Here is a 17,006-nt window from a genome sequence, read left to right on the forward strand (position 1 = left end):
TGGGGCGGTGAGGTGGTTGGGTTCAGGGGGTGGTCAGGTGTTTCCGGAGCAGGTCGTGGTCGCGGGTGCGAGGCGGGCAAGTTGGAGGCGGCCGACGAGTGGCAACGGCCATTTCGTTGTCCCCGGGGTATGCATTGCTCGATCTTGAGGATGTCTATGGCCTCGAGCGAGGCGGCTTCTATCTCACTCGCAACGGGCAGCTGGTCACCTTGGGGTTGGGGGGTTGGCGGGCTTGTTGGGCGCTCAGGTCCCGGTGCCCGAGCTACGGGCGGAGCTGTCCAGCCTCCTCGCCGGCGAAGGTTGGGACAACCGAGGTGTAACTGGTGCTTGTGCGGTGCTCCCAGGATGCTTCCGTGCGCGCGAAGGCAGCAGCGTGTTGACCTGGGGTGAGGGGCAGGACCCCTCACTGCGGGTCGGCCAGGTCATCGCACGGTCTGCTGGCCGGGAGCCGGGCGCATCAACAGGGCTCTTGGTTCCGTGGGGCTTGCCTTATCAGGGGATGTACTCCTCCATGAGCTTTCCCAGGTGCAGGATCATCGGCAGCCGGGTCGCCTTTTTGGTGTGCGTGTGGAAACGGCGCAGTGTTTGCACGTACAGCGCCAGCTGGTCCGGGTCGTCGCCGTCCTGGAGGAAGGATGCGTGGATGTGCAGCGAGGTGGGGTTCTGGCCGTTCTTGCTGTCGTTGCCCGGCCCGGACAGCTTGCTCACGCCCTTGGGTAGCTGGCTGGTGTCGGGGCGGGGGTTGATGGCCAGGTAGCCGCGATCGTTCCACTGCGCGACACCGGAGAACCGCCCCCATCCGTATGGCAGTTCGGGCAGCCCCGCGACCGACTCCGCCTCCGCGGTATCACCGCCGAGGGCACCGCTCGCGCCGTCGCCCGTTGCGCGTTGGCCGTGGGCGGCTGGCAGGTGGGACTCCGCCTGGTCCTGCCTGTCGCCGGCATCCTCGATGTCGGCGGCAGGCTCGGTCGCTTCCGGGGCCGGACCGATGCCGAAGCCGTGGGGCAGCTCGTCGTTGTCGTCGTTGATCCGCACAATGCGCAGGCCCGGCAGGCTCGCCGGCGTGCGGGGGACGGGCACCGCTTCGGGGTCGGTGAGCGAGACCCCTGGCCACACGAGTGCGTCGGCGGTGATGTGCTGGTTGGACAGCCAGGGCCAAAACCCCTTGTTGCGCAACGTCGCGGCGCGGGCGATGAAGAGCCGGTCGTGGGTGTCGTCCTCGGCGAGCGCGCCGCGCAGGAAGCGGGCAAGCGTTTCCCGGTCGGTCCGCTTCACCTTTCCGCGGCCCTCGGCCAGCGCCGCGGGAAGCAGTTCGAGGGGGATCTCGGGTTCGACGGGGTGGTTCTGGCTCGGGATCAGCTGACCGGTCGCGGTGCCGTCGGTACGCATCCGAAGCAGCATCGGAACGAAGTGAGGACCTGCATGGGCCAGCCACAGCGCGGATACTTCCAGCGGCGCGGTGCCGAACAGCGGTGGGAGCGTGGGGAGGCGGCCCAGCTGCCTCAGCAGGTCCAGCAGTGCGGCGGTGATGCGCTCGATGTCCTGCTTGCGTACCTCGGTGTTCTCGAAAGGGTGCAGGCCGGTGCTCTTCGCGTCCGGGTTCGGGTCGCGGTTGACGGGCTTGATGATCTGGACCAGCCGGTTGCATCGGGGCGGCAGGGCGTTCTTCAGCGGCTTCTTCGGGTCCTCCAGCCGGGCGGCTTTGTAGTAGCCCGGGCCCTCCAGCTCGATGAGGCAGCCCACCGGCCGGTCCTCGGGCGGGAACGCGTCCTGCCACAGCCGGGCGCGTTCTTCGAGGGCGGCCTGGCGGGTTCGGCGGCGCTTGTCCGGGTCGCTATCGGTGGCCTTGGGCCAGCCGGCCAGCAGCAGCCCGGGTTTGACCAGGCGCAGCCGGACACTGAACTCGTTGCCGCGGTAGCAGCTCACGACTGCGTCGCCATTGTGGGCAGTGGAGTGCTCCAGGCCCAGGATCCGGGTGAGCACGAGGTGGACGGCGTCGGCGGTGCGCGGCGTCGCGTGCCACAGCTCGATCGGGTACTCGACGCCCGCCTTGGTGCGCTTCTTCGGCAGCCGCCGCGAGCGCGGCTTCACCTCCGCCGCCGGGGTGACCGGCACGAGGTGGTGCTCTTCAAGGACCGGGGCCAGGGCTTCGAAGACAGTCAGGTGGTCGATCGGCTGGAAGCCGGTCCCGGTGGGATGCCCACCGGTCTCCCGCGTCCCATCGTCGTTGTTGTCCCCGTCGTCTTTGAAGTAGTTGTAGCCGGTGCTGTGCTGCAGGAACGCCCGGGGCTTGGGCGCTTGGTCGCCCCCGGCCTCGCTCGGGGAGGCGAAGCGGGCCGGGTCCTTGCGGACTTGGTCAGGCAGCGGAAACAGGTCGCGGCTGGGGAGCCGTGACAGGATCTGGGGCAGGCCGGGCTTCCACGTCCACCGCATCTCGTCCCTGACACCGGTCACGGTGACCGGGGCGCGCAGCAGTGTGTCCCGCTCGGTGCCGCGCAGCACGCCGCTCGGTGCGTACAGCAGCATGGTGGCGGTGGCGGGCTCGTACTGGCTGCGCCTTGGGATGTAGGCGGGCTGGGTGGCGGCCATGCGCGCGACGTGTGGGACCACCCGCAGCAGCAGCCGCTCGTCGTGGGGGAGTGTCACCACGTTGAAGCGCAGGTAGTGGGTGCTGTAGCCCTGCTCGCCGCCTCGGGAGAGGCGGGTCGGCGGCCACAGGAACACTGACCGGTCACCGTCGGGCGAGGCCGGGCCCATGATCCACGAGGATCCCTGATCGGTGTCGCGGCCGCCCAGTTGGCGCCTTCGATCGACCCAGCTGGCGGCAAGAAACGTCGCCAGCATCTTGTAGGCGGCCTCGCTGGGCTCGGCGGTGCCGTTCGGTCGCACGCCGCGTTCGAGCAGGTCCGGCCGGACCGGCTTCCACTGCGGCTTCAGCGCCTCGCCGATGACCTCGCCCCATGGGACGTCGGCCTGGTGAGGGGCTACATGCCCGCAGACCCAGGCCTCCAGCGCGAGTGCCACCACGGTGGTGTCGGCAAGCGGACGCATCGCGCGCAGCCAGGTGCTGGCGCGCAGGTCGGTGGAGACGGCCAGCAGCTGCGGCTCCAGCTCCAGCAGCAATTCCGTGAGCGCCCACGTCGGCAGGCGGTCCTTGTGGCGCGCTTTCGGATTGGAGGCCCAGGCCCGCTCCAGGCGGGGGAGCAGATCGGTGGGGAATGCCGCGCCGTGCAGCTCGCGCGGCCACCACGCGTCCGGTTTCGCGGCGAACAGCGGGAACTGGATCCCGCTGAAGGAGATCTTCGGGCGCTTCGGTCGCTCGGTCATCGGCCCCAGTCCATGGTCTCGAAGAGGTTGTCCAACAGGCCCCAGGTCGCACTCGCGATCTCGTGCTCGAGTCGCCGCCCAGGCAGCGCGCCCGGCTCCGGGGGATCGAGCAGGCGGTTGATCAACTGCCGGCCGGCGACCAGCACGCTGGTGCGGTCGGTGTCCTCGGCCGTCTCGCGCAGGTTGGCGGCCCGGGGCGCGAACGCGGCGTCGATGAGGTAGATCCGGGTCGGCACGTTGCCGCGGATCGTGCGTCCGAGCGTCTGGTACAGCTGCACCATCAGGTCGCTGACGAACGCCCGCCGAAGGTCGACGCGGGCAAGGCGGGAGAAAAACAGCGGTTGCCCCATCAAGGTCAGCCACAGGCCGCGGGCATCGGCGCGCAGCAGTTGGGCCTGCTTGCTCAGGTCCACAACCGGGGCCGTGCCGTCCACCGGGTCCAGCAGCCGCTGCATCGCGTACTGGTTGAGAACGGCGAGCGGGAACGACAGGTCGTCGGCGGGCGGGTGCAGCCTGGCGAGGTAGAACAAGGCACCGAACGCCGCCACCCCCCGCCCGTTGAGGACGTTGTGGCCGCGCTGCAGCGACCCCTCCGGGGCGAGCATGACGTCAGCGTCCGTCGCGGCGAAGCGCCCGATCCGCCGGTAGGCCAGCCCATACCGGCCAGGGGCCTCGGAGTCGGGGGTGACGTGGCGGGCCGCCAGGCGGGTCTTGAGGTTCATGTGCAGTGCGCACGTGGCCGCGTCCTTGCCGCTGAGTGTGACGAACGCGAGCCGCTGACGATCGGGGTCCAGCCGATCACGCACCTGGTCGACCAGCGACCTGGAAGCCCCGGGCGCGGGGTTGCAGATCGCGTCCAGGACGGCACGCAGCGCGTCCTCACGCTGCTGGCGGCCACCGGCGCCGGACACGAAGATGCCCTTGTGGTCGCCGGGTCGGTACTGTGGCCGAAACAGCATCCGGCTCTGGCGCAGCGCCTGCGCGCACGGTTCGGGTTCGCGCAGGATCAGCTGCGGAGTGATGGCCACGTGGTAGCGCGCCGAGCCGGGCATCCAACTCGTGGCAGAGGTGAGCACCACGTTGGGGCCCTCGATACCCTCGCACCCCAGCAGGTCGTGCAGGTGGTAGAGCAGCCAGCGGCCCACCCCGCGCAGCCACAGGATCTCCAGCGACCCGCTGGTGGCGTCCCGGTTCGGTTTCCACTGCAGGGCCAGCATGTTGCCCATGGCCTGCTCGGGCACGAGCATCTGCAGGTCGGGCGGCGGCTGGTGCTTGAAGAAGCTGTCGGCCGCCTCCATCGGCATCTGCTTTTGGACCGCGGGCAGCAGCGAGTTGGCGCCGAAGAAACTCGTGGTGATCCGCGACGACCAGATGCCGGCCATGAGCAGCTGTACTAGCTGCGGCAGCATCTGCTCAACCCAGCCGCTGACGTTCCCGTCCTTGTCCTTCGGCGCGTGTTCGAGCAGCCATCCCTCGGCCGCTTCCTTCCCGGACCACTCAGTGTCGTAGCCGGCCGTCATCGCGGTCAGCAGGCGGTCCAGGTGACCGGGAGGCGCTTTGAACGGGTCCCGGGCCAACGGTGCGAGGAACTCCTCGAAGAACCGGTCCGCGGCCTCTTCCTCCTTGGCCTGGTCCGGCCGCTCCTGCAAGGTGGTGATCCCGTGCAAGGATCGGGCCAGTCGGTTAAGCAGCGAGAAACCGCTGAACGGGCCCTCCGCGACGATCTCCGACAGCAGATCCTCGTCGCCCCGGCCCCTGCCACTCTTGTTCTGGCCCTTGTTCCTCTTGTCCGGCGGAGTCACCAGCAGCGGGTACAGGCCGGCCAGAGCCTGGTAGTGCCGCAGCATATAGCCCTGGTAGCGGCGCACATCAGGGTGGGCCAGCGGTTGATGCCAGGCGGCGTCGAGACTGTCATGGCAGGCGATCGCCGTGCGGGCGCTCCAGCCACCGGGAAAAGTGAGTGGCTCCTGCAGCATGAACCGCTGGTCGAAATCGCCCATCACCTTGTCGGCCTCGTCGACCAGCAACAAGCCCAGCTCGTGCTGGATCGCCTCGATCTGCCGCGCCCGGTAGGAGGAGCTCTCCATCCGGCTGCTCACCAGACCGGAGGATGTCATCACCCACACCTGCGCATCCGGGACCGCGCGCGCCGCGGCCTGCTGCGGGCACACGTGCGTCAACGGGCAGTCGTGCAGCTCGCGCTTCTTCGGCAGCTTCAGCCGCCCGCGGCAGGGGAAGTCCTCCTCCCGCAACGGCGCGTCACCGCGTCCGGCACCGGTACGCAGCGGCTCGAGCAGGCACATCGACGTGGTGAACTCCGCCGCCGGGTCCAACTCCGGGCCGGGCAGCGCGTGCCCGGCGTCCACGTCGTACAGCTCGTCGCGCCAGTAGCTCTCTACGTGGCGTTCGCGGGTGGTACGGCCGATCAGCGGGACCGCGCGGATCCCCAGCGCGCGCAGAAACCGCACCTTGGCCAGCGCGGCGCTGATCGACGGCATCACGTAGCCCACTCGCACTCCGCGCTGGACACCGATGAACGCCAGCCCGTCCAGCAAGGTGCTCTTGCCCGCGTTCATCAACCCGACCGTGTGGGCGATCCCGTCGACGGTGAACACCCCCAGGCCGTCGACGAGTCGCCCGGCCGCTTGGTCGACACGCGAGAACGTCATGTTCTGAAAGCGCCGCTCGAAGTCGCGGTCACTGATCTGCGGGTGCGACTCCAGGGCCCGATCCATCTCCTTGAAGGCCTGCGCCAGATCGTCGCGGGTGACAGGGAACGGCTCCCGGACGCGGCTCACGCGCGCAGCGAGCCGCGCGGTCGGTGGGGCGACCTGAATCCAGGACGGGATCCGCAGGCTCTCAACCGCGCCGTCGCGCCGTTTGAAGAAGCACTCGGCGCCCGGCGGCACCGGTTCGTGGGCCGGCTCGATGTCGTAGGGAACCGCGTCGGTGAGCGCAGCCCGGTAGAGGCCTTCTCGCTGCGGAAGATGCGGCGAGGGGTACCGCTCGAAGAGGGTGTCATTGAGGACCCGATGCCCAGGCGGGCCGGCGGTGGTGAACAGCCGCAGCTCGACGGGGACTTTGCGATACTCGTTCAGCCGCTCGCGCCACTGGCCGCCGCGTGCCGCGTCGCCCATCCGAAGCCGCACCCGCCGGACGACCTCCAAGCCCGTCGGCCCCAGGTCCGCATAGTGGTTGAGCACCGTCCACAGTGCGCCGACCGGCTGCCCGGCCAGGTGCTGCTCCAGATAGAACAAGCCGAGCTCGAGCTGGCAGAACTCCGCCGGCGACAGATCACCCAGCCGCGTGTCCAGGCCAGTCTGCTGGAGGTCGGTAACCAGGTCCTCGTACCACTGCGAGCCCATCCTCACCACGGTGTGCCTCCAAGAGCCCGGGCGCGGGCCTTCGAGACGAAGTCACCCTCGGAGATGACCCGGACGCCGTCGCTGCGGCCCTGCATCTCCCGCTTGAGGTCATCGACATAGTGCCTCTGCTCAAACCGGTGCTGGGGCAGGATCAAGAACCGATGCCGTGCCCGCATGCGCTGGTCCCATTTGAACGAGCGCCCCAGCATCGTCGCGCTCGTGCAGTCCTTGGCGTCCCCAGCCCACCACTCGGACCGATCCGGATCATCCGGCGCGGCCGGATCGGGGAACTCCACGGCGACGTCGCAGGCGTCCATGCCCGGCCACTTGTGAAGCCGCGCCCGGCCTTCGGGCAGATGCCCGAGCGCATCGAACAAGCGCTTTTCCACCAAGCCCGGGTCGTGCATGCAGACCCGCACGCCGCGGTGCTGCACGTAATAGCCCTCCAGCACCTTGAGCTGCCTGACTACCGGAACCCCGGTACAGCCGGGCGTCCCGCACATCTCAACGCCCTCGTGCAGGGGGTTGCAGCAGTCGCTGCAGGCCCGGCAGGACGCAGGCCCGCCGGTCTTGCGGTACTGGTAGGCGGCGTCGAAGAAGTCCCGCACATACAGGCGACCGTGACGGTCCGCCGCCTTGAACCGTCCCATGAGCTTGTTCAGCTCGAGGTCGGACACCACTGGCATCTCGATCAGGAACAGCCGCAGCGCCACATATGCCTGCTGGACCTCCTCCTCCGTGCACCCGTGCAACTCCGCCGCGGTCTGCAGCTTGGCGAACGTCCGGTTCTCCGTGAGCTCCGCCTCGGCGTCCGACCTGGGCGCGAGCCGGGCCGCCTCATCCGCGAACGCCGACAATTCCTCGCCGTCGATCAACAGGCTCTCTGCGTCGCTGTCAGAGACATCCAGCCGCACAGGCCAGCACCCCAGCGGCAGTCGGCACCAGGCGAACACCTCCATGTCGCTGACCGGCGTATCGCTTCCCTGCTCCAGCGCACGCCACCACAGCCGTGTCACACCCGTGCGCCACGCTTGCGGGAGCAGGCCGGTCGTGGGCTCCGCCCCTTCACGGACGCGCTGGCGCTCCCACAGGATCCGTGCCAGGCCGGCTGCCAGCAGTTCCAACGTCATGTAGTCGTCAGCGATGTTGCTGCCGACCTCGGCCAGCCGCTCGTGGGCTGCCTGGTGCACCATCACCCGCGTACCGTACACACGTGCTTACGAAAAGTAACGTTTCTGTTGGTTGTGGGTCACCCTTTGGAGGTGTCGATGTCCAGACATAAATGTGCGTAAGGGTGAGCGTGGTAGTGCGACGATGGTCGAGTCTGGTCCACAGCAGCGGCCGCTTCACGCTGTCACTGTTCTGGATGAGGCGGAACGCTGGGTGGGGCCGTGCGTGTCTGGCTACGCTCGGTGGATGCCGTCGTTTGCGGGTGATCCGCGTCATGAGCGTCTTGTTGCCGTCCTGGTGCCGTTGTTGCGTCGGTCGTGTCCGCCGGGAGGCGGCGGGTTCGGAGGGTCCTACGAGCTCCGGCTCGGTGTCGATGAGGCGGAGGAGCTGGGTGGGGTCGTTCTGATTCGCTCGGCGATGCGTAAGGCCAGCCGTTGCCTGGGGTGGACGAAGCTGCAGACGTTTGGTGGTTCCTTCCCGCAGGTTGCCGTGGCGGGTGTGGTGGATCGACGGGAGATTCCAGAGGAGTTCGCAGCCGCGGTTGAGGAGTATGAGCTGCAGCGGGGGAGGGCTGCGGCGGAGGTCATCGGACGGACGTGGCAGGACGGTAAGCCGCGCGCGGTTCCGGGTTCTGTTTTCGTGGGGGCACAGGAGTTCCGTGCCGCGTATGCCGAGGGCGTGGCCGGGTGAAGCGCGAGCGGGCGACGCGGCTGCTGGCGGACATGATCACGCGGCTTGAGGGGGGCGCCTGGCCATTGGGCCTGGTTGAAGAGGTGTACGTCTTTGGGTCGTACGTGCGCGGGGCGCTGGAACCGAACGATGTCGATGTCGTCATCGAGCACGGCACGGACAAGCGGTGGCTGGGCGAGTCACTGGATGCGTCGATCAACGGGCGTGACGCGTACGTGGGAATGAGGCAGGCCCTGCGGGGCCGCGCCCGGGGCATCTCCTTTCAGTTCCGCGGCCGCAGCAGCCTGCAGGACGAAGGTTTCGAGCTGTTCTTGCTCTGGCGGAAAGGCGAGCCGTTCTCCCTGGCTCGCGAGCGCCTTGCCTCCTTGACCGCTAACCCGGAAGCCGGGCCTGCGCCCAGGGACCACATGCTCACAGAGTTCGAGGGGCTGGAGAGCCCGGTGCCGCGCCCGGCGCGGATCGAGCTGTTCAACCGGCATGCGAAGGGCAAAATCACCATCACGCCGCTGAAGCTGCTGGACGGAGACATCGAGGACCCTGAAGCCGCCCGGCATGTACGGAGGCGCTGGGTGGAGACGAGCCCGTTGCGCCGGGCGGCGACGTGCGCCCTGGTCGCGTTGGAACAGCGGGGTGTTGACCTCGGAGAAGTCACGTTGCACGGTCAACGGCTGTTCGGCCGGGACCAGCCGGCTGAACGCTGCTTCGTCGATCTGGCGTGGAACGGCTTCGGATACATGGGACGTCTCCTGGACGACGGAGTGGCCTGGCTGGAAGTGATGCGCCCTCACCGCAGCAAACCCATGGAGGCACTGCTCATCGAGCCAACGCCTCGCACGTAACCGGAACGTGCGTAACCGCGTCCCGGCGCGGCAGGGGAACCGGGGGGCTGCTGTGCGCGGTGGGCGACAACGGCAGCTACCTCTTCCACTGGCGCCCGTCAGGGCACCGCAGGGCATGACCGTTCAGGAACAGGCACAGGATCGAGGGACACGATGAATGACTGGTAATGGCAGCAGTCGGCGCAGGACAGGGCGGCCGCCATCGCCGCGGCGGACCGGCTGGCCGACGCGCTGAGTTCGGGCGGCGGCCGCAGGAGATACAGGCGCCGTTCCACCTGCAGTCGGGAGAGGGCTGTTTCGCAACGGAGAACACCCAGGTGCTCCAGTACCTGGAAGGCAACGGGTCCTACCTGTACACCTCCGCGTTCGGGACGGGTGCCGCCGGTATCGCCCTGACCCATAGGCAGCATGTTCGGCAACCGCGTTCGCCGTCAGCAGGCAGAGGCGGCTGCGCCGCAGTTCCGCCTCGTCGCGCAGGCCGCATGCACCTCACGAATCGCCGATTCTCGGTACAGGGGCAACATCAGTGGATTGATCTATGGTTCGGGGACATCCGGATGTCCAGCTGTGACGGGGCCGCCGTGTTCCTCACTATGGGCAGCATTCCCGCGGTCGCTCTGCGCGTCTGGCCCGCTCCGTACCACGTCATGCTCTTCCGCCGGCTGGCCCACGGCGAGATCATCCGCTCGTCGGCGCCCGGGCTCCCGCAGCCGCCCCGTCAGCCTCCCACCGTGGGCCCCGGCGGAGCCAACGGTTGGTGAGTAGTCCGTCACGGTTCCTCCACCAGGGCGCGCACGCCCTGGTCCCCGACCTCAAGCGGATCTCCCACCGTGGGCGAAGGCCCTGCCGACGGTGACCCACCGCGGCAACATCGCCAGCCTCCACGACGCCCTGGTCCACCTCGCCGCCGAAGTGGAGCGCCGCCTCGACCTCGACGGCGACCTGGACGACGTACCGCGCCTGATCGTCGCGATCGACGAAGCCAACACCACGCTGCGCCAGCTCACCCGCTACTGGCAGACCTTCCGGCAGAAGGACGACCCGAAGACGCACCCGGCCATCGCCGCGCTCGAAGAAGCGCTCTGGGTAGGACGCGCGGCCCGCGTCCACATCATCTTCGACGGACGGCCCCACACCGCCGACCTCGGAGGGACGCCCGCGGCCCACGAGCTGCTCGCCACGGTCATCCTGTCGCGGTTCACGGCCGATACCTGGCGGCGCCTCGCCCCGATGGCCGGCCCCACCCCGAAGCAGAAGCCGTACCCGGGCTGCTTCCACGTCGTCCAGCAGGACAGCACCCACGAGACGCAGGCGGCCCCCTGATCCCGGTAAACGGAAGACGCGGCGACGGAGCGGTTCCTGGAGTTCCAGGAGACGTGGGGCAAGAAGTACCCGGCGATCGTGAAGCTGTGGTCCGACGCCTGGGCCGAGTTCGTGCCCTTCCTCTCCTTCGACGTTGAGATCCGCAAGGTCATCTGCAGCAACGCGATCGAGAGCGTCAACGCCCGCATACGCAAGGCCGTCCGGGCCCGCGGTCACTTTCCCAACGAGGCCGCCGCCCTCAAGTGCGTCTACATGGCGCTGATGAGCCTGGACCCGACGGGAAAGGGCCGCAGGCGGTGGACCATGCGCTGGAAGGCGCCTTTGAACGCGTTCCAGATCGCCTTCGAGGGCCGACTGACCCCGAGCAACAACTGACCAATCAACAACCAAGATCAGCCGTTAAATTGACACACCCGGAGCCGAGTGTGGAACGGGCATCAGCGGCATCTGATCGCTTGTCGAAATCGGGGAAGGCCCTGACACGCCTTGTGCTAACACCGTCTCAGACAGTGAGCAGCTTGGGGGTGCCTTGCGAACGGAACGGCTGGCAGCGCTATTGGCACGACTACAGCGGATCGCCGAAGACGGTGCCCCGTACGGTGGGGCCGAACGGCAGGTGACAACAGCGGCCTCAAGGCTCACAGGGGGGTCGAACGAGGACGATCTGCGGGTTCGCTTCGAGCTCGGGTGGTTCCTGTGGCGTCGGCGCGGCCTGCTGCCCGAGAGGGAGAGAGCTGAAGCCCTTGACCTTGCTGTCGACGTCCTGGGCCCTTGCTTCGTGAGCGGCATGAGCGGGCTTCCGACTCCGTTGCTGCCGCGTCTCGCGGACGCTGCCGCACCCCTCGCCTTCGACATGGCCCGGCAAGTGCAAGGGTCCGACGATCCTCGGTTGCTGTCCGCTGCGGTGGAGCTGTGGCAGCGCATCGTGAGCGCTACTCCTGCCAAACACTCCGAGCGACCCAGGGCGTTGTCCAATCTCGGCGGCGTACTCGGGATCCGGTTCGAGCGCAACGGCGCCTTGGCGGACCTGGACGCCGCGGTCGACTTGTACCAGCAGGCCGTGGTCTCGGCCAGCGCCGATCATCCGGACCGGGCCGGGATGCAGTTCAACCTGGCGAGCGCTCTGCGGGCTCGTTCCGCTCACACCGGCGCGGTGACGGACCTGGAGGTGGCCATCGCCGCCGGGCAGGCGGCAGTGGACGCCACGCCGGTCGGCCGCCCTGAGTGGGTGGGCATGGCGTCCCTTCTCGGAATCGCGCTGCTGGATCGTTTCGAACAAACCGGAGCACTCCGGGATCTCGACCGCGCGATCGAGTACCTGCAGCGGGCGAGAGCCGTGTCCCCGCCCTGCGGGCCCCAACAGGTGCCGCTGCTCACCAGTCTCGGGAAGGCTCTGCAGGCCCGTTTCGCGCGGAAGGGAGCGATACCCGACGCCGACGCAGCCGTGAAGGTGCTCCATGACGCGGTGACGGCCATGCCCGACCACCACCCGGATCGCGCGCAGGCACTCATCCGGCTGGCCAGTGCCCTGGGAGAGCGGTCCCAGCGAACCGGCTCCGAGCAGGACCTGGACGCCGCGATGGACCACTTACGGCAGGCCGAGCAGCTGTGCCCGGAAGGCCACCCCGAGCGCGGGACGGTCCTGTCCACCATGGCCACCGCAACGGCAGCCCGGTTCGAGCACACTGAAGCGCTGCGGGATCTGGACACAGCCATCGCCCTGCACCGCCGAGCCCATGCCTCCATGCCGGCGCAGCACCCGGCGCGTGCCTCGGTGCTGTCCAACCTGGGGGCCGACTTACAGAGGCGGTTCGAGCGGACGGGCGCGATCGAGGACCTCACTGAAGCCATCGCGGCAGGCCGCAAAGCAGCCTCGGCAACATCCGACAGCGACCCGGATCACGCGAGAATCCTGTCCAACGTCGGCGGTGCGCTGATCCGGCGATTCGAGCGGAACGGAGCGCTCACAGACCTCGACTCCGCCATCGCCCAGCTCCGTCAGGCCGCGAGGGAGACACCGGCCGACCACCCCGACCGTCCCTGGTGGTTGGGCAACCTATGCGGAGCACTGCGGAGGCGCTACGAGCGGACCGGACAGCTGGCCGACCTCGACTTTGCCATCAACCACTTACGAGACGTGGTGACCGCCACGCCTGCAGACCATCCCAACCGGCCGATGTGGCTGTCCAACTTAGGCGGAACGCTCGTCGCGCGCTTCGAGCGCACAGGCACTACGGCGGACCTCGAGGCCGCGATCACGGCAACGAGGCAGGCAGGGACACTCCTGACACCTGGCCACCCTGAGCGCGCGGGAGTGCTGTCGGTTCTGGGTAGCGCTCTGCTGCGCAAGTACGAACGGTCCGGAGCCGCCGAGGATCTCGACGACGCCGTCGGCTGCCTGGTACAAGCGGTGACGGCCACACCTGCGAGCCACCCCGACGCCGCACGCATCCGGTCCATCTCGGGAACCGCTCACCTCAGGAAGTTCCAGCAAACGGGGCACCTCCAGGACGTCGACACCGCCATCGGCTGGCTGCGCGAAGCCGTGGCCACAGCACCGGCTGATCACCCGGACCGCGCCATGTGGTGGTCCAATCTCGGCCTTGCCCTGGGGGCCCGTTTCTCTCGCACCGGCACTCTCACAGAGCTCGACGCGGCCGTCGAGGCGGGGCAGCAGGCGGTGGCGGCCACTCCGGCCGACCACCCACACCACGCATCGGCGCTGTGCAACCTCGGAATCGCCCTCAGGACACGGTCCGAACGGACCAGCACCAAGGCGGATGTCACCGCCGCCGCGCACTGCTGGCTGGCGGCGTCGGAGATTGCGTCCGCGCCACCATTCGTCCGGGTCAGGGCCGGCTTCGCCGCAAGCAGGCTGTTCGCCCGCGCCGGTGACGCAGACCGTGCCGCGGACACGGCGGAGGCCGCAGTGCGGCTATTGCCCCTGGTGCCGTCGCGGCGGATGGCACGCACCGATCAGCAGTACGCGATCGGCGCCTTCCCCGGGCTGGCCGCCACGGCCGCTGCGCTGGCCCTCGCCGCTCCGGCCGGTACCTCGGCCGATCGGGCAGAGCGGGCTCTGGGACTGCTGGAGGTAGGCCGTGCCCTGCTCCTCAGCCAAGTGCTCGAAACCCGCAGCGACGTGACCGATCTGCGCGACCGCCATCCGGAGCTGGCCGCTCGCTTCCTTCGACTGCGCGAGCTGCTCGACGACCCCGGGAACGCCACGACGTACCCGGATGCCGGATACGCGGTCACGGACGGCGGGTTGCGCCTGAACCGGCTGATGACAGACCGCAACCAATGGGCCGAGGGGTTCGCGGAGCTCCTGACCGAGATCCGGCGTCTGAACGGCTTCACCTCCTTCGGCCTTCCTCCGAGCCCACAGGAGCTGCGCGCCGAGGCGTCGGACGGCCCGGTGGTCATGTTCAACATCAGCGATCACCGAAGCGACGCCTTGCTGCTCACCTCCACATCGATCGCGAGCGTGGAGCTCCCTACTCTCACTCCCGCAGAGGTCCTGCGACAAGCCCGCGCCTTCAGCAGCGCGCAGGAACTCGCCGCGCGCGGTGAAACGCAATCGGAGCGGGAGGAGGCGCAGGCAACGCTTTCGAATGTTCTACGGTGGCTGTGGGATGCCGCCTGCGGGCCGGTGCTGGATGCTCTAGGACATGATCGCCCGCCGGATGAGACGCGTGACGAGGACTGGCCGCGGGTGTGGTGGGTCCCCAGCGGGCTGCTAACACTGCTGCCGCTGCACGCCGCTGGTCACCACACCGACTCGGGTGAGAACCCGCGCACGGTGATGGACAGAGTGGTCTCCTCCTACACCCCGACCGTTCGTAACCTGCGCCACGCCCGTGAGTGCGCCCGGGCTCGCGCCTCGGCGGCCGTACGCAGTCTCATCGTGGCCATGCCGACCACACCAGGGTTACCCGGCCGCGGGCACCTGCATTTCGTCGAGGAAGAAGCCGAGATGCTGCGGGCCCGACTGCCCGAGCCTGTGCTGTTGCAGGAGCGTGATTCACCGGAGGGTGCCGCCATTGCCCACATTGACGTCCCCACCAAAGTTGTCGTGCTCAAGCACCTGGCTGAAGTGTGCGTGGTGCACTTCGCCTGCCATGGCACCAGCGATCCTCTCGACCCCTCCAACAGCCGGCTTCTGCTCCACGATCATGCGGAGGATCCGCTGACCGTCGCCAGTCTGATCCCGGTCGCGCTCAAGAGTGCCGGACTCGCCTACCTGTCCGCCTGCCGCACGGCCGCCGTGGACACGACCGAACTGCTCGACGAGGCGATCCACCTCACCTCCGCGTTCCAGCTCGCCGGGTTTCCCCATGTCGTCGGGACGCTCTGGGCGATCGACGACCAGATCGCCGTCACCATGGCCGAGTTGTTCTACTCCCGCCTGGACACGGATGCCACGGGCCTGGTCCCGGGTCGTTCCGCCCGTGCACTGCACGATGCGGTGCGTGACGTGCGCGACGGCTCCGACCTGCCGCCCGGGTTCGACAGGAGACAGACACCTCAGCTGTGGGCCGCCTATCTACATGCCGGTGCCTGAGCGAGGACGGCCCTACGACGTGAGGCCACGAAGTGACGCCCATCGGGCCGCGTCTCGTCGGCCAGGCGGTACCACCCGCTCGGTGGCCTCACTCGGGAGAGCAGGGCCTCAGGCGCCGGCGGCGGGAGGGTCGTTTCGCGGCCTGGGGGGCGGACTGGGGGTGAGATGGAGGGTGACGGTGTCGCCGAACTCTTGGGTCAGGGGCACCGGGTCAAGGCTGAGATGCTCGGCGAGGGCCCGGATATAGGTGCGGGCCGCTGCCTCGAGCAGGTGGGCGTACACGTCGGCGGCGGCGCGAGTACGGCGCCAACTGGCAAGGGCGAGCGCAGCGGTAACTGCCGTGGCGGGCCACCACCACACGGCGAGACACAGGTAGAGCACGGCCCAGGCAGTGAGGGCGGTGGCCCGGGTGAGAGTCTGGCGCGCGGTGGTGATGTCGGCCCGTACGGTGTCAGGAAGGACCATCCACAGGTGCGGCCACACGGACGACAGATCGAGGTGATAGTCGCGCTCGAGGCGCACGGCCACCGCCTGGATGCGATCGCCGCTCCAGGTGGGACGCTCGGGACATTCTACGGAGATGCGAGTCATCGCCACCTGGGCGGCGTAACGAGGGAGGGGATCGACGCGTTCGCGGCGCAGTCGGGCGTCGGCGGCTTCGTCTCTGAGGCGGTGCCAGGTCTCGGCTGCCGCCTTCCAGCGATCGACGCGGGAGCGGGTGACCCTCCGGGCCAGGTGCCGGATTCCGGGAGGCCAGGTGTACCAGTTGGTGGCGAGATGCAGTTGCTCAGCCAGTGATCCGAGCGCCGTCGCGATCAGTCCGACGACAGCAGAAGCAACCAACACGGCTGCCAGCAGGACGACCTGGCCGCCCACGGTGCGGACTGCGGGAGCGCCGGCCCACTCCGATATCTGCTCGGTCAGGCGGTCGAGGTCGAAAGGGTGGGCATGGCCGAGGGCACGGGCGGCGGCAGAGACGGCAAGGTAGAGGACTCCGGGCAGGACCAGCAGGGACATCCATCTTTCGGCGAGCTTTTTGCCTAGTTCCGCCAGCATGGCGCCCATGGGCTACAACCGGTCCCGCCGCAGCACGTCTGCACTGATCGTGCAGGTGGGAACGGGAACCGTACCCTGCGGCCACCAGCGGCGGGCACATCGAAGGGCCGGGCACAGATACACGGTCTCGTCGGCTCCCGCGTAGGGGTCCACGCCTGCGGCACGGAAGCCACGGTCCGGAGAGGGCTCGTGATCGACATACGAGTACAGGCCTTGGGAGTCGCCGAGGGACTGGAGCACAGAATGCAGCACGTTCAGCGCTCGCGCCACGCTCCCGCCGTCGTGGCTCGCGATCAGCACATCATCGAGAAGCGAGTCACTTCCGGCCGGACCAGCCCGCAGCCGCCTGCGGATGTCCTCCGCGTGCTCGCACACGACAGCCAGCCTTTTCGCGATTTCACCAAGACCAGCCACGCGCCCCCGCCCCCTCGGCCGCTCCAGCCGGCGCCACTTCACTCAGGGCTGTCCGATGCGGCTGGACCGGGGTAAGTCTATCCAAGCACGCTGCCGACGTGCCACGGATCGTGCTATAAGCGTCACGAGGAGTGAGAGATCGGGGCGGGGGAAGGGCACTGTAACGTTGGCTGACCGGTGGAATGATCTTCTGGTAGATCGTGCTGGAGGGGGCTGTCTGTGGGGGCCGTGTCGCCGTCGTACAAGGGGCACCGGTAC

The 17,006-nt window shown here is 68.6% G+C and carries 9 protein-coding genes and 1 pseudogene; 6 read left to right on the plus strand and 4 right to left on the minus strand.

All coding sequences use genetic code 11. The features are described 5' to 3' along the window. Nucleotides 1-492: 492 nt before the first annotated feature. The 3 genes from ABT147_RS44070 to ABT147_RS44080 are packed head-to-tail and all read right to left on the minus strand — an operon-like array spanning nucleotide 493 to nucleotide 7,885. Entirely contained in the window at nucleotides 493-3,327 is a 2,835-nt protein-coding gene (locus tag ABT147_RS44070) for an RNaseH domain-containing protein (RefSeq protein ID WP_351417496.1), read from the minus strand. Beyond that, nucleotides 3,324-6,692 carry a pPIWI_RE_Z domain-containing protein gene (locus ABT147_RS44075; protein WP_351417498.1) on the minus strand — a complete coding sequence of 1,123 codons (3,369 nt, stop codon included), beginning with the start codon at nucleotides 6,690-6,692 and terminating at the stop codon, nucleotides 3,324-3,326. The genes ABT147_RS44070 and ABT147_RS44075 overlap by 4 nt, the downstream gene beginning before the upstream one ends. 2 nt (nucleotides 6,693-6,694) lie before the next feature. Then, entirely contained in the window at nucleotides 6,695-7,885 is a 1,191-nt protein-coding gene (locus ABT147_RS44080) for a restriction endonuclease-related protein (RefSeq protein WP_351417513.1), read from the minus strand. 223 nt (nucleotides 7,886-8,108) lie between these two features. Here ABT147_RS44080 and ABT147_RS44085 point away from each other — a divergent pair, with 223 nt between their 5' ends. From ABT147_RS44085 to ABT147_RS44110, 6 genes and pseudogenes are all read left to right on the plus strand, one after another. After that, entirely contained in the window at nucleotides 8,109-8,552 is a 444-nt protein-coding gene (locus tag ABT147_RS44085) for a hypothetical protein (RefSeq protein WP_351417501.1), read from the plus strand. Continuing rightward, nucleotides 8,549-9,391 carry a nucleotidyltransferase domain-containing protein gene (locus ABT147_RS44090; RefSeq protein WP_351417503.1) on the plus strand — a complete coding sequence of 281 codons (843 nt, stop codon included), beginning with the start codon at nucleotides 8,549-8,551 and terminating at the stop codon, nucleotides 9,389-9,391. Before ABT147_RS44085 ends, ABT147_RS44090 begins: the two co-directional genes overlap by 4 nt. Nucleotides 9,392-9,948: 557 nt before the next feature. After that, nucleotides 9,949-10,152: a hypothetical protein gene (locus tag ABT147_RS44095; RefSeq protein WP_351417506.1), complete on the plus strand. Its 204-nt coding sequence runs from the start codon at nucleotides 9,949-9,951 to the stop codon at nucleotides 10,150-10,152. Between the two features lie 91 nt (nucleotides 10,153-10,243). Beyond that, complete coding sequence (locus ABT147_RS44100) at nucleotides 10,244-10,714, plus strand: hypothetical protein (RefSeq protein ID WP_351417508.1); 471 nt, start codon at nucleotides 10,244-10,246, stop codon at nucleotides 10,712-10,714. 18 nt (nucleotides 10,715-10,732) lie between these two features. Beyond that, nucleotides 10,733-11,089 (plus strand): annotated as a pseudogene (locus ABT147_RS44105) (transposase); the annotation flags it as partial. A 412-nt stretch (nucleotides 11,090-11,501) separates the two neighbouring features. Next, nucleotides 11,502-15,278, plus strand: a complete 3,777-nt coding sequence (locus ABT147_RS44110; RefSeq protein ID WP_351417516.1) for a CHAT domain-containing protein — start codon at nucleotides 11,502-11,504, stop codon at nucleotides 15,276-15,278. A 108-nt stretch (nucleotides 15,279-15,386) separates the two neighbouring features. Here ABT147_RS44110 and ABT147_RS44115 read toward each other — a convergent pair whose 3' ends face one another. Further along, on the minus strand, nucleotides 15,387-16,343 hold the full coding sequence (locus tag ABT147_RS44115; RefSeq protein WP_351417510.1) for a hypothetical protein: 957 nt from the start codon (nucleotides 16,341-16,343) through the stop codon (nucleotides 15,387-15,389). Nucleotides 16,344-17,006: the final 663 nt, after the last annotated feature.

Source organism: Streptomyces sp. NPDC001868 (assembly GCF_040297125.1).
In the GTDB taxonomy this organism is placed as follows: Bacteria; Actinomycetota; Actinomycetes; order Streptomycetales; family Streptomycetaceae; genus Streptomyces.